Origin of the sequence: Vibrio furnissii CIP 102972 (genome assembly GCF_000176175.1) — a bacterium.
Taxonomy (GTDB): Bacteria; Pseudomonadota; Gammaproteobacteria; order Enterobacterales; family Vibrionaceae; genus Vibrio; species Vibrio furnissii.
The window spans coordinates 683,269-696,788 of sequence record NZ_ACZP01000013.1 but is presented as its reverse complement, the minus strand read 5'-3'; the positions used below and the strand labels follow the sequence as shown (position 1 = coordinate 696,788).

The 13,520-nt window shown below is 51.7% G+C and carries 14 protein-coding genes; 7 read left to right on the top strand and 7 right to left on the bottom strand.

Annotation, left to right across the window (positions count from 1 at the left end; translation table 11 throughout):
• Window positions 1–7: 7 nt before the first annotated feature.
• From hcaB to hcaE, 4 genes are read right to left on the bottom strand one after another with little or no spacing between them, the layout of a single operon-like run.
• Window positions 8–820, bottom strand: coding sequence for a 3-phenylpropionate-dihydrodiol/cinnamic acid-dihydrodiol dehydrogenase (gene hcaB, locus VFA_RS07140; RefSeq protein WP_004726042.1), 813 nt, complete (start codon window positions 818–820; stop codon window positions 8–10).
• Window positions 817–1,134 carry a 3-phenylpropionate/cinnamic acid dioxygenase ferredoxin subunit gene (hcaC, locus tag VFA_RS07135; RefSeq protein WP_004726041.1) on the bottom strand — a complete coding sequence of 106 codons (318 nt, stop codon included), beginning with the start codon at window positions 1,132–1,134 and terminating at the stop codon, window positions 817–819. The genes hcaB and hcaC overlap by 4 nt, the downstream gene beginning before the upstream one ends.
• Entirely contained in the window at window positions 1,134–1,652 is a 519-nt protein-coding gene (hcaF, locus tag VFA_RS07130; RefSeq protein ID WP_004726040.1) for a 3-phenylpropionate/cinnamic acid dioxygenase subunit beta, read from the bottom strand. Before hcaF ends, hcaC begins: the two co-directional genes overlap by 1 nt.
• Window positions 1,649–3,010: a 3-phenylpropionate/cinnamic acid dioxygenase subunit alpha gene (hcaE, locus tag VFA_RS07125; protein ID WP_004726039.1), complete on the bottom strand. Its 1,362-nt coding sequence runs from the start codon at window positions 3,008–3,010 to the stop codon at window positions 1,649–1,651. Before hcaE ends, hcaF begins: the two co-directional genes overlap by 4 nt.
• A 136-nt stretch (window positions 3,011–3,146) precedes the next feature.
• On the opposite strand from hcaE, the gene hcaR reads away from it, so the two are divergent.
• A complete protein-coding gene (gene hcaR / locus VFA_RS07120; protein WP_038151178.1) occupies window positions 3,147–4,031 on the top strand; it encodes a DNA-binding transcriptional regulator HcaR in 885 nt (294 codons plus the stop codon).
• Window positions 4,032–4,059: 28 nt separating this feature from the next.
• On the opposite strand, the gene VFA_RS07115 is transcribed toward hcaR, so the two are convergent.
• Window positions 4,060–4,878 carry a DNA-binding transcriptional regulator gene (locus VFA_RS07115; protein WP_004726037.1) on the bottom strand — a complete coding sequence of 273 codons (819 nt, stop codon included), beginning with the start codon at window positions 4,876–4,878 and terminating at the stop codon, window positions 4,060–4,062.
• Window positions 4,879–5,116: 238 nt separating this feature from the next.
• Between VFA_RS07115 and VFA_RS07110 the strand changes: the two genes are divergently transcribed.
• The gene (locus VFA_RS07110; protein ID WP_004726036.1) at window positions 5,117–5,497 is read left to right on the top strand and encodes a hypothetical protein; all 381 of its coding nucleotides are present in this window, start codon (window positions 5,117–5,119) and stop codon (window positions 5,495–5,497) included.
• Window positions 5,498–5,742: 245 nt separating this feature from the next.
• Here VFA_RS07110 and VFA_RS07105 read toward each other — a convergent pair whose 3' ends face one another.
• A complete protein-coding gene (locus VFA_RS07105) occupies window positions 5,743–6,312 on the bottom strand; it encodes an MSMEG_1061 family FMN-dependent PPOX-type flavoprotein (RefSeq protein ID WP_004726035.1) in 570 nt (189 codons plus the stop codon).
• Between the two features lie 157 nt (window positions 6,313–6,469).
• On the opposite strand from VFA_RS07105, the gene VFA_RS07100 reads away from it, so the two are divergent.
• The 4 genes from VFA_RS07100 to VFA_RS07085 are packed head-to-tail and all read left to right on the top strand — an operon-like array spanning window position 6,470 to window position 10,336.
• Window positions 6,470–7,456 (top strand): iron-siderophore ABC transporter substrate-binding protein, encoded by a 987-nt coding sequence (locus tag VFA_RS07100; protein ID WP_004726034.1) that lies wholly within the window; start codon window positions 6,470–6,472, stop codon window positions 7,454–7,456.
• The gene (locus VFA_RS07095; protein WP_004726033.1) at window positions 7,453–8,484 is read left to right on the top strand and encodes a FecCD family ABC transporter permease; all 1,032 of its coding nucleotides are present in this window, start codon (window positions 7,453–7,455) and stop codon (window positions 8,482–8,484) included. The genes VFA_RS07100 and VFA_RS07095 overlap by 4 nt, the downstream gene beginning before the upstream one ends.
• On the top strand, window positions 8,484–9,530 hold the full coding sequence (locus VFA_RS07090) for a FecCD family ABC transporter permease (protein ID WP_004726032.1): 1,047 nt from the start codon (window positions 8,484–8,486) through the stop codon (window positions 9,528–9,530). Before VFA_RS07095 ends, VFA_RS07090 begins: the two co-directional genes overlap by 1 nt.
• Window positions 9,527–10,336: an ABC transporter ATP-binding protein gene (locus VFA_RS07085; RefSeq protein WP_004726031.1), complete on the top strand. Its 810-nt coding sequence runs from the start codon at window positions 9,527–9,529 to the stop codon at window positions 10,334–10,336. The genes VFA_RS07090 and VFA_RS07085 overlap by 4 nt, the downstream gene beginning before the upstream one ends.
• 59 nt (window positions 10,337–10,395) lie before the next feature.
• On the opposite strand, the gene VFA_RS07080 is transcribed toward VFA_RS07085, so the two are convergent.
• A complete protein-coding gene (locus VFA_RS07080) occupies window positions 10,396–11,277 on the bottom strand; it encodes a LysR family transcriptional regulator (protein ID WP_004726030.1) in 882 nt (293 codons plus the stop codon).
• Window positions 11,278–11,394: 117 nt separating this feature from the next.
• Here VFA_RS07080 and VFA_RS07075 point away from each other — a divergent pair, with 117 nt between their 5' ends.
• A complete protein-coding gene (locus tag VFA_RS07075) occupies window positions 11,395–13,512 on the top strand; it encodes a TonB-dependent siderophore receptor (protein WP_115333242.1) in 2,118 nt (705 codons plus the stop codon).
• Window positions 13,513–13,520: the final 8 nt, after the last annotated feature.

Below are 13,520 nucleotides of genomic sequence, written 5' to 3'. Positions count from 1 at the left end.
CCACTCCTTATAAATCGAGGCCTGCCGCGACATGACGAATGCCGCGAATGCCTAATCCTGCGTCTGCATTGATCATCACGCCGGTCAGCGTGCGATTGTTACGGCGCGAGGCGAGCATGACGTAAGGGCCGGTAAACTCTTCGGTTTCGGGCATGTATTGCAACGGCAAAATCGCGGCGATTTTTTCTGGGCTGAGCGAGGCCGTAATGGTGCGATCATGCTGATTCAGCGATTGCGGGCCGCGCAAATCGGTCGCCATGCCACAGGGGCCAACGCCATTGACGCGAATTTTGGGTGCCAGCTCATACGCGAGTTGGCGAATCAAACCCACCGCCGCGTGTTTGCTGGCGGTGTACAACGGGCCGCCGCCGCCCGGATACCACGCGGCATTGGACAACGTAAAGATCATGCTGCCTTGGCTGGCCAGCAGTGCAGGGGTGGCGGCTTTGGCCCCCAGCAGGTAGCCGAGCACGTTGATTTTAAGCAGTTCGTCAAACCCTTGTTTGAGCTGTTCGGCTGGCGTATTGACCAGCGAAGCGTTGTGATCCCAAATGCCTGCATTGCCAATAAAGCAGTCCAACTTTCCAAAGCGCGCCAACGTGTCGGCAACCGCTCGTTCGTTATCCGCCACACTGGTGACATCCCCCTGAACGGCGAGCACGCGTTCGCCGTATCGGTGGTTCAGCGCATCTACTTTGGCCTGTGAGATGTCGAGTACCGCGACGTGCGCGCCTTCTTCCAGAAAGCGATGGACGAGTGCCAACCCCAACCCGGAGCCGCCGCCAGTGATCAGAATGACTTCTTGCTGAAGATCGCTCATGAGGCCTCCGGTAGATCAACGTAGACGGTGTCGCCTTCGACGCTGACCGGGTAGGTCGCGATGGCATCGGTGGCGGGTAAACACAACGCTTTGCCGGTTTTCAGGCAAAAACTGGCAGCATGCAGTGGGCATTCGACGGTTGCGTCCTCTTCGACATACCCTTCCGACATGGACGCATTGCCATGGCTGCAACGATCATTCATGGCAAAAAATTCGCCGCCAACATGAAACAGGGCAATGACTGGGTTGGCGTCAATCCGGAGTGCCTCACCTTCCGGCAAATCATCTACGAGGCAAGCTTTAATTCGATTCATCAGAACAACACACTCAGGTTATGGGACGTAATGGTCGCTTGGTCGAGCACGATTTCGCGTTTGAGTAAGCGCCAGCCCGTGGCGTTATCGGCTTGTTTGACGAGGTCAAAACGCGTGCCGACGTAGAAACTCTCGTCCCGTTCTTTCTGTGCGCGATACAGAATGTAGTTCACACGCACGGCAAACACGCCGACCTGTTCGGTCTCTTCCACCTGACAGTTTGTGATCAAATGGCGCGTGCGCGACGGGGGCTCTTCCGCCCAAGCCATGCCGGTTTCTAAGCGAGCGATGCGGCGCTCAAGCTGAGACTTGGTGTCGTTAAATATCCACGTGGTCGGCGGCTGTTTGCCTTTTCGACGGTCGCGGGTTTGCGCATTGACGGTGGTGCGCATGGTGTAAGCCAGCGTCTCGTCGAGAAGATCAAGCCAATCGCGGAATTTCCAATCATCGAGCAATGCCGCCTCGTGAGCGAGGAACTGACTGATCTCATGATGAAGTTGCAGGGAGACAAGTTTCATTTCAGGACCTCCTGTTGGTACGCAGCGGTTTTACGATGGATGTCGTCCCAAGAGTCGCTGGTGAGTAAATCCGCCCAACGTTGGTACATGCCGCGCGCAGCCGTTTCGGAGAAAATGTAATTGGTGGTGCCGGGGATTCCATCTTCGCGTCGCTTCTCCTGGCCCAAACCCATTTCCAAACACAGCTTGCTGTTGCGGGCACGATATCCTTTGAGCAGTTTTTGAATTTCACACCAGTTTTCGGAGTCGTCTTGTTCTAAGAATCCGGCCGGGCCAAACGCGCGCGTGGCGCTGTTTTCAAATGCGGCTTTGACTTCGTCGGACGCGGCTTTGTCGGTGATGCAAAATGCCCACACTTCCACTTGATCGGGGCCTTTGGGGTGCCAAACACGCAGGGTTGCCGTGCCGTTTAACCACGACAAGGTAGGGAAGATATTGTTGTGTCCAGCAAGGCGCAGCGCGCGCACTTCGCCCAAGCGTTCATGGGCTTCTTCGTAAGTGTCACGATAGTAACGCGCGACTTCGCCATCGACCCATACGTTGGCATCCGGTTTTTCGGTGAAGAAGAACCCGCTGCCGTGGCCTTCTTGGCCAAACTGCAAGGCATCTTTGGCGGTTTCCCACACGGGGCGAGCGGTTTGATCTGCGCCGAGTTTTTTGTCGTCGTCCCCGTCTTTGGCGCCCAGCACTTGAACCGCAGAGGCATGAGAGAAGAGGGCGTGGTATTGGTCGCTCGCAAACTGCTCTGCCGGGAATTTCCAGTTACAATTGATGACCCATTTTTGAACGCCACCGACGATTTCGGTGCCGCCTTCACGGCGGTCAAGCACGCCATCAAGGTACCATGCAATGTCGCCCAAATAATCGGTTAGCGTGGGCGCACTGGTGTCCCAGTTGCCAAAAATCAATCCTTTGTAGCTTTCAACGCACGGCACTTCATTCAGGCCCCATTGCGATTTGCACAGGCCTTGTGGGTAAGCGCGCGGTTCTAATGGCACATCAATCAAGTTTCCGTCAATGCCGTAGGACCAACCGTGATATGGGCAGGTGAACGCACGTGTATTACCGCAGTCGCCGTTGCTCACGCGCATGGCGCGGTGACGACATTGGTTGAGGAATGCTTTGATTGAACCGTCTTTCTGGCGCACCACCACCACGGCGTCTTCGCCCATGTAAGTGTTGAAGAAATCGCCGGGTTTGGGGATTTGGCTTTCGTGGGCCAAAAAGAGCCAGCATCGACCAAAAATTCTTTCTAATTCAAGTTGATAGATTTCATTGTCGGTGTAAATGTTGGGCGTGACACGACCGTTTTTGCTGTCGATTAGGCTGTAAATATCCAGTTTTGTGTGTGTGGTCATATTATTAAAATCCTCGGGTAACAGAGTTATTGACCTTCGATGTCTCGTTCATAATCATGTTGCGAATTGGTGTGCGAAATGTGAAATATTTACTTTCTATCAGCTAAGTGGTTTTTCAAATAACAGGAAATTTGTCATGGAATTAAGGCACTTACGGTACTTTGTTGCGGTAGCCCAAGAGTTAAACTTTACGCGTGCCGCAGAAAAGCTCCATACATCACAGCCGTCGCTGAGCAGCCAGATCAAGGATTTGGAGCAGTGCGTCGGCGTGCCGTTGCTCAACCGTAACCGCCGAAAAGTGACCATGACGCCCGCTGGAGAGCTGTTTCTTGATGAAGCGATTGCCATCCTCGACATGGCCGAAAGAGCGAAGATCAAAGCAAGACAGGCCATGATCGCCAACAATTCGCTGACGATTGGGTTTGTGCCATCAGCGGAAGTGAACGTGTTACCGAGCGTGTTACCGTTGCTGCGGATCAAGCAGCCCAATACTCAAATTGAGCTCAGCAGTGTGATTACGACCGAGCAGGAAGCGAAGATTCTGGATGGTCAATTGGATGTGGGATTTATGCGTTACCCCGTCACGAGTTCCAACATTGATCATGTGATTTTGTTTCATGAACCGTTGGTGGCGATTTTGCCTGCGCAGCACCCGCTGGCCAAAGAACGAGTGATTGCGCCTCAGATGCTCAACGGTCAAGATTTTGTGTCAACCGACCCCCAATACTCCGGGTCGCTATCGGCGATTGTCGAGGACTATTTGACGGTGGCTGCGTGTCAACCCAACATCGTTCAGGCGGCGAGTAATATTTTGGTGACGATGAATTTGGTCGGCATGGGGTTGGGCATCTCCATTATTCCCAGTTACATGGAGAAGTTTAACTCGGGTAATGTGGTATTTCGTCCGTTAGCGGGAGAGGCGCCGACGTTTGACCTCATCATGGCGTGGAGCCGAGAGAACGAAAACCCGGCGCTGCACGATTTGATTGACATCATCAGCGCCAAAACAGAGGAAGCGTGATTGTGCTGATGTGTTGGTAGACAAAGCTTCAGTGAATATGCGGGTGACCAAAGCGAATGGTGTTTTCCGCCACGCCCGATTCGATCTGTTTGGCGACACTTTGTAAAGCTGGCAAATAGCGTTCTGCGGCTTGTTCAATGGTCATCGCTTTGGCGATGTACACCAGATTGAGGCAGCCGATGATGCGGTCTTCATCGTTGATTGGCACTGCAATGGCGGCAATTTTGTTCTCTTGCTGCCAGCTCTGATTATTCTCGCCGTACCCTTTGTCGCGAATCGTTTGTAAAAGCTTGGCCAGTTTTTCGGGTTCGCGCGCCAGTTGATAGGCTGCGTCGTCCCGCTGGGCGAGCAGCGCGATAATGTTGTCGCGTTCATTTTCTGGGCAGAAGGCGAGATAGGTGAGGCCGCACGCGGTCAGCAAAATGGGGAGTCGGCGTCCGACCATGGCGCGGTGAAACGACAATCGGCTGAACCGGTGGGTGGTTTCACGAACCACCATGGCATCAACGTCCAAGGTGGTGATGTCGGTTGGCCACACCACGTTTTCCAACAGGCCGCCAAGCAAAGGCGCAGCCAGCGCGGAGATCCACTGTTCGTCGCGAAATCCTTCACTCAATTCACGCACTTTCATAGTGAGACGGAAGCTGTCATCAGACAGGCTGTATCGTACGTAGCCTTCGCCTTTCAGCGTTTCTAATAATCGTTTGACCGTGGTACGGTGAATGCCAGTTAATTCAGACAGTTGGCGCACCGTTGCGCCGCCGTCTAGGCGATTGAGCACGTTGAGCAAATAAAGGCCACGCGTGAGACCGCGCACGGTTTTGTAGTCGGCTGATGGTTGTGTCATGGGATACCAGAGATTGTTCTTATCATGCGTGACCAGCATAAAGGAAGTGGGCGAGTAATTCTTTGGGATGGCTTACGTTAATCGATCTTGCATGCTGCGAAAGGATGCGGGTGATACGGCGTATGCGGCACTTGACTATATTCAGCGCGGCAATTGTCTCTGCGCCGACTAATAAGATAGTATTTTGCGAGAAAACGCGCATAATCCACCTATTCAACACTCAAAGAAGAAATGACCTATGGCTGATTTTCAATATTACTTTCATCAACTGCCTTGTTTTAACTGCAAAAAGACCACAGTCAGCACCGACTTGGGTTGGTTAACTGCTGCGATGAAAGATGAGGTTCTCGAACAAGTGGCTGCGATTGTCGCGCAAGATAACCTTGAGCCAGATATCGCGGTGAACGTGACGTGTTCGAAAGAAGAAGCACGCGATTACTTGCTGCTGAACTTCTACGGTTACGCTGAAGAAGAATTGGCAGGCCAAGTAGAAGCGGATGATGCACAAGAAGTGGCAGACGAAATCGCTGAACTGACCGCAGAAGGCAACGACACGGTGGTATTTGAACACGAAATCGCACTGCAAAGCTGCACGGGTTGCGATGTCGACGAAGACTAATCCGCAGTCAGCACTCTGAGTTGCAGTGGCGCTGTTGTGAATGACCGCCGTTCAATTAAAGGCGTGAGTAGAACGAATCTACCCACGCCTTTTCTTTTTTGTATGGGGGAGCCGAAGAGTCAGGTGGGTCGATATATATCGCGTATTCAATGCCGCCCAAATACACGAAAATGAGCCATTCATGGTCAGTGGAATTTATATTTTTCCATTTTTTCAGTGGTCAACATGAAGCCACAAAATAAACGTTAGCTTCGCTGCGCTTTTTCTTTTTGCTGATCTTTAATGATATTTAACAGCGACGGTAATAGATCGCGGGTTTGGTGAGATTCAGCCTTCCAAATTGCCGATTTCATGAATGCTTTCGGGCAGTGGAATAATAAGGTCTCGACGGCCACTTTAATGACTAATTTCGGGATGGTTTTGCCATCTAAACAATGTTCGCGAATGGCCTCATCCACATGAATGGAAGCCGTACCTTTGATTCGAACCACATCTTCGATGCCGGGCACCACAAATAGTAAGCCAACTTCCGGATGGGTTAGCAAGTTGGTGAGGGTGTCTAACCGGTTGTTACCGGGGCTGTCCGGAAATCCAAGTGTTTGATCATCCAATACTTTCACGAATCCCGCTTCGCCACCTCGCGGTGATACATCCAACAAACCATCGGCACTTTTTGTCGCCAGAAAAAACAGCGTGCTGTTTTCAATAAAGGTTTGCGTGTGTTGATCGATATGGTGCAGATCCTTGGCCACAGCCAGAGGCGCCGGTAGGTGATATAACGCTCTTAATTGTTCCAGTGTCGTGATTTGACTCATCGCATGCTTTCTCTTTTGTTATCGGTCGTGAACTATTTGTAAATGATAGTTACTTCTATCAGTTAATGGTTTCTATTATCATAATCGAAGTCATCATACCGAGCGAAAAGCCTTTTCTGCAATCAATTCCTGAATTCATTAAATAGAAGTCAAACCGATGTTTATGATTAAAGCGATCGTCACCACCCTGACATTTGCACTGACCAGCAGCGTTTGTTGGGCAGATGAAACAACGCACTATCCATTACGTATTTCCCATGCCTTTGGGACCACCATCATTTCCCATAAGCCGACACGCGTCGCGACAGTGGCGTGGGCCAACCACGAAGTGCCGCTCGCGTTGGGCATTGTGCCGGTCGGGTTTGCGGCCGCTCAATTTGGCGATGACGATGGTGATGGCGTTTTACCTTGGGTGAAAGCAAAGTTAGATGCACTGCACGCGCCTGTTCCGACGTTGTTCGATGAAGGTGACGGCATTGATTTTGAAGCGGTTGCCGCTACACGTCCGGATGTGATTCTTGCCGCCTATTCTGGGTTAAGTCGCGCTGACTATGACACGCTGAGCATGATTGCCCCTGTGGTGGCGTACCCCAATGCGCCTTGGGCAACCGATTGGCGCAGCATGATTCGTATCAACAGTTTGGGGCTTGGCATGGCGAGTGAAGGTGAGGCGTTGATCCAAACGATTGAAGCGGATATTGCGCAGCGGGTTGCCCATTATCCAGAGCTGCACAACAAAACCGCGATGTTTATTACGCATGTTGACCCAACGGATCTGAGCGTGCTGCGTTTTTATACCGCCAACGACACACGGGTGAAATTTTTCACTGATTTAGGATTGGTTTCGCCCCGTAGTGTTGAAGAGTTGAGCCGCTCTGGGCAGTTTTCCGGTGAAGCCAGCATCGAAAAGGTCGACGCGTTTGACGATGTGAACCTGTTTGTGACTTACGGCGGTCAAGCGCTGTTGGCCCCGCTGTCTGCCAATCCGCTGATGGCGAAAATGAAAGCGGTCGAGCAGGGCGCAATGGTCATGCTCGGCAGCGGTCCGATGGCGACGGCTGCAAACCCAACACCGCTTTCCATTTCTTGGGTGTTGGATGACTATCTGGAAGCGCTTGCTGCGGCCGCACGGAAGGTTCAATGATGCGAACGGCTTCAAAACCGGCGGTTCACGCCGACTCACGGTTTAATCGCGTGTTTGCTTTTATCACGTTGTTGATGGTGGTGTGTGGGTTGTGTTTATTGTCTGTCGCTTTTGGTACGCGTGATGTGTCGTGGGCTGACGTGACTGGCGCACTGCAAGGGCACACGCGTACGGTGGGGGAAGCAGCGGTCGCGATGCGCATTCCTCGCACGGTGTTGGCCGCTATTGTTGGTGCATCTTTAGGATTGGCGGGCGCGGTAATGCAAGGCATTACGCGGAATCCACTGGCGGATCCGGGCATCTTTGGCGTCAATATTGGCGCGGCATTTTTTGTGGTGATCGGTTTAGCGTGGTTTGGTATCGACGAGCTGGAGAGTTACGTCTGGATGGCGATCCTCGGCTCTGCGGTGACGGCGCTGTTTGTCTATACCATTGGTGCCATGGGGCGCGGCGGTGCGACCCCGTTGAAATTAACGTTGGCCGGTGCCGCGACTTCGGCAGCGCTTTCCTGTTTTACGCTTGCAGTTGTGTTACCGCGTAACGATATTGCTGGTGGTGTACGGTCGTGGCAGGTCGGTGGCGTGGGCGGTGCTACGTTCGAAGCGATGCATTATGTGCTGCCATTTATCCTCGTAGGACTGTTGATTACCATCGTGACGGCGCGAAAACTCAATACGTTAGCGCTGGGAGACGAGCTTGCCGCAGGCTTGGGCGAAAACGTCGTGTTAGCCAGAGGCCTGTCTGGACTCGGCGCAATATTGCTGTGCGGCGCATCAACGGCAATATGTGGTCCTATCGGTTTTGTTGGCTTAGTTGTCCCACATTTTTGCCGATTATTGGTGGGCGTTGATCACCGTTGGCTACTGCCATTCTCCGCTCTGGGCGGTGCTAGCTTGTTGGTGCTGTCGGATGTGTTAGGGCGATTGATCTCACGGCCAAGTGAATTGGCCGTTGGTGTGGTGACCGCGTTTATTGGCGCGCCATTTTTTATCTGGGTCGTTCGTCGTCAGCGCGTGAGGGAACTGTGATGGAATCATCGAACAATATCAATATCCTCGCGCAGGTGAAAGCGGCTCGTATGCTGCGCTCCCGGCGCTGGATGTGGATTGTGGGCGCGTTGGTGATCTTGAGCATCGGTTTGTGGTGGCTGACGTTGCTACTCGGTCAATCGTATACGCCGCCATCGGTAGTGTGGCAGGTTTTATTGGGGCAGCACGTGCCCGGTGCCAGCTTTACCGTCGGGTATCTTCGTTTGCCTCGTGCGCTGGTCGCTCTGTTGGTGGGGATGAGCTTTGGCATGGCTGGTGTGGCGTTTCAGACCATGCTGCGCAATCCGCTGGCAAGCCCAGACATTGTGGGCGTCTCCTCGGGTTCAAGTGCCGCGGCGGTATTGGCTATCGTCGTGCTCAATATGGATGGCATGTCGGTCGCGCTGTTTTCGATTGTCGCGGGGCTGGCGGTCGCGCTGCTGGTGTATGGGCTTTCCTATCACAATGGCGTTGCCGGAACTCGGTTGATTCTGATTGGAATCGGGGTGTCGGCGATGATTGAAAGTTTTATCAGTTATCTTTTGTCTCAGGCCAGTGCGTGGAATTTACAAGAAGCGATGCGCTGGCTTGCGGGCAGCATCAATGCTGTACAGATGCATCAAACGGTGCCGTTAACGTTGTCCTTGTTGGTTTTTGGTGGGGTGTTGCTTGTTCGCAGCAAAGACATTGAAGCGCTGCGCATGGGCGAAGACACCGCCGCAGCGCTGGGGATCAAAATTGCCCAAACGCGCTTGGTGGTGATGGTGTGTGCGGTGGGTTTAATTGCGGTCGCCACGGCGGTGACTGGGCCGATCGCGTTTGTCGCTTTTCTGTCAGGGCCAATCGCTGCACGTCTCATAAAAACCAATGGCTCGCTGTTGCTCCCTTCTGCTTTCGTGGGGGCGTGTTTGGTTCTCTCAGGTGATTACATCGGCCAGTTTTTATTGCCAAACCGGTATCCGGTTGGTGTCGTCACCGGGGCGTTAGGCGCGCCTTATTTAATCTATCTTATCGTACGTGTGAATCGCAAAGGAGGCGGGTTGTGACAATAGCTCACAAGCTGGTGATTGAGCAGTTGTCTGCTGGATATGGCGAAAAAACTATCTTAAATGATGTCAATTTGGACATCATGCCGGGAAAAATTACGTCCATTGTTGGGGCGAATGCGTGTGGCAAATCGACGCTGCTACGTACGTTGGCGCGCCTGTTGTCGCCCACGCAAGGGCATGTCCTGCTCGATGGAAAGTCAGTGCATCACAGTCCGACGCGGACACTGGCAAAAACGCTGGGTTTGTTGCCTCAGACACCCATTGCGCCGGAAGGTATTACCGTGGGGGATCTTGTCAGCCGAGGCCGACACCCGCACCATCATTTTATGTCTCGCTGGAGTGAAAAAGACGATCAAGCGGTGGCCGATGCGTTAGCCATGACCAAAACCGAAGCGCTGATTGACCGTGATGTTGACCAGCTTTCTGGCGGGCAGCGACAGCGTGTGTGGATTGCCATGGCGCTTGCGCAACAAACCGATATTTTGCTGCTGGATGAACCGACGACCTATCTGGATGTGACCCATCAAATTGAGGTGTTGGATCTATTGGTTGATTTGAATCTTCAACGAGGCATTACCGTGGTGATGGTGTTGCATGATCTCAATTTGGCGGCGCGTTATTCCGATGACTTATTGGCCATGAAACAGGGGCAAGTTCATCGTCACGGCGCACCGCACAATGTGCTCACCGAAGCGATGATACACACGGTGTTTGGCTTGAACAATCGCGTGATCATTGACCCTATTTCTCAGATTCCCATGATGATTCCGATCGGGCGACACAAGCTTCACTCCCAAACCTAGATCGCCTTCCATGCTCGCTTATTTGTCTGACCAGCCCTTCGCATTCGCGAAGGCGCTGTTCATTCGCTATTTAATACGGCTAAAAATGACTTCAGTGACGGATTGTCGGAGGTTTTCTTGTACACAAAATTGAGCGGCGTCGTTTGTGGGATGCAATCCAACGGTGTGTACTTGATCCGCTTCGATGAGCGGCTGAAATGTCGTTCATTGACGATTGCCACGCCATTACCTGAAGCCACCAGTCCTAACATGGTGCTTTCGCCATGCGCCCACTGGGTCACTGCCGGCTTCCAACCCAGTTCTTGAAATAACGCTTCTTGCCAATCGTGATAAAACGGATCGGCGCTTCTTGGCAAGCGAACAGTAGGGAGCCCGTTGAGTGATGCAATCGATATGGCAGGGGAGATGTCCGTTGTCCAACTGGTTGGATAGGCAAGCACCAATCGGTCTTGTGATACCGGTTGAACGATGTATTCCGAAGATAAGTCAGAGAAATGATAGAGAAATGCACCATCAATTTGGTCCAGTTCCAAACGTTTGAGTAGTACCATGGGCGTGTCCGAATACACTTCCAATTCGACTTCAGCATTGTCATGGCGAAAGTGATTCACACACTGAGTGATTTCGCCTTCCCACAACACGAAATCAGGCGCGCCTAATGCAAGCGAACCATATTCGTTGTGCGCAAACTGGCGTATTCTCTCGTTGGCATCGTCAATTTGACGCATGACGGCGCCTAATTCTTTTTGGTAGACCTTGCCGGCACGATTTAAACGTAATCCTTTCGGCAGACGATCAAACAACTGCACGCCCAGTTCAGATTCCAATTCTTTAATTTTTCTCGATATGGCTGGTTGAGTGACGTGAACCTTTTGCGCGGCTGAACGAATATTCTGTGTTTCAGCGACCGCCAAAAAGTATTTCAGATGACGTAATTCCACTCGCTTTATTTCTCTCTAGGCATCAATCGATAACGATATATTAATTTATTTAATTGCAAATAGTAAGTATTGTCATTTGCATTAATAAAAAGAAAGTTGTCGAGTAGGATTAAATCAATGGACAATCGTAGTGGTACTTTTTCGCCCAAATCAGGCCAATATTCTAAATACTTGATGTTGTGTTATGCGCCAGCTTTGGCGTGCTCTGGAATGGTTTACGCGCAAACTCAATCAAGTGATACCGACACTGACGCCTATCGTGTCAATACCATCACTGTATATGGGCAGTCGCTCTCTGATGATAGTGAAACCACGGTATCGAAAGAGCTATGGGTGGGGGGCAAGGTGGCGACCAGCGTGTTGGATACGCCCGCCATGGTGTCTGTGATCACAGACAAAGAGATCAACCAGCGCCAAGCGACCACAACGGAAGAGGTGTTGCAATACTCTCCGGGATTAATTACCGATTACTATGGATCGGACGACAGAAACGATTATTTCAAAATTCGCGGCTTTCAAGCCACCACGTATCGAGACGGATTAACGTTAGGATCCATGCGCGGTGTGCGTGAAGATCCTTACGCGTATGAGCGTGTGGAAGTGATTCGCGGTGCCAACTCAACACTGTTTGGCCCAGCGGATCCGGGCGGTTCGGTTAACTTCGTGAGCAAACGTCCTAAATTTGAGCGCTTTGGCAACAGTTATGTCTCTTACGGTTCGTATGACAACAAAGAAATTGGCGTTGATTTCGGCGACACGCTCAATGATGACCAAACGTTAGCATATCGCGTGACCACGAAATTGAAAGACGGCGACCTAGAGTATGATCATTCCAAAGATAATTCGCAGTTTGTGATGGGCGGCATCACGTGGCAGCCTTCTATTGATACCACTGCCACATTGATGTTGGATTACCTAGGGCGCGATTCCACACCCAACAGCGGTGGTTACCCGCTCGATAAAGAGTACGATCGCAGCCGATTTTTTGGCGAACCGGATTACAACAAACATGATGTGGAACGCACCAATGTCACCGCACAAATTGCTCATTACTTCGCGAATGGTCTGAAACTCAGCGGGAACTTGCGTTATAGCCACTTAAAAGACAATTTTGGCTACGTGTATTTGTATGACTTTGAAGGGCGCTCGGGGAGTGATCTCTCGCGTTATTACTTTGGCACCGACACCACTTCAAAAGAGTTGATTGGGAACACCATTTTGCAGTACGACGTGAGTTTTGCGCGCGTCGATAGCAGCACATTGGTCGGATTGGAATATCGTGACGCATCGAGTCAAGACTCATCGGTGTACGGTTTAGCGAGCAGCATTAATATTGAGAACCCAGTTTACAGCGGGGCTCCAACCATTAGTGCACCATACAGTCAGAACGATCAAGACTACACGACAAAATCCATTTTTGTGCAGCAAAACCTCTCGCTGGATGACCGTTATATTCTAACCGTGGGCGCTCGTCATGATTATCTCGATTTATCGAATCGCGACATCAATGATGTGGAAACGAGCGATGATTTCTCTGAAACATCCCTGCGTGCCGCGCTGACGTATAAGGTGTCTCAAGAGTGGTCGACGTATATCAGCCAAGTGGAATCAGTAGCGCCACCGTCAATCGGCGTGAAACCGGAACGCGGTGAACAAATTGAGTTGGGGGTGAAGTACGCGCCGACGGCAATCAATGCGCTGATTTCAGCGGCGGTGTATGACCTTAAGAAGAAAGATGTCACCATGGCCATTGTGCAAGATAACGGCACGATTGAACGTGAGACGGTCGGTGAAACGCGCGTTAAAGGTTTTGACCTTGAAGTGAAAGCGGAAGTGGCAGACAACTTTAACGTCACTGGCGGCTACTCATACATGAAATCGGACGTGGTGCGGGGCAGCACGCGAACCGGGGATTCGTTGGAAGGTAACGAGTTTGCCAGTGCGCCGAATCATACCGCATCGCTTTGGGGATATTACACGTTGCCAGTGAACTCGATGGATGTTGGTTTAGGCGCGCGTTATGTCGGCAGCTACTATTTCGATGCGGCGAACACCAGCAAAAGCGAAGCCGCCACGCTCTTGGATGCTGCATTTACCTACCGAATCAACAAAGCTGCGAGTTTCTCGCTCAACGTACATAACTTGACGGATAAACAGTATGTCGTTGGCTCTGGGACGGCGAATTACTACAACCCGGGGCGTTCATTGAATGCCGCATTGCAGTATTCGTGGTAATCCTCGTT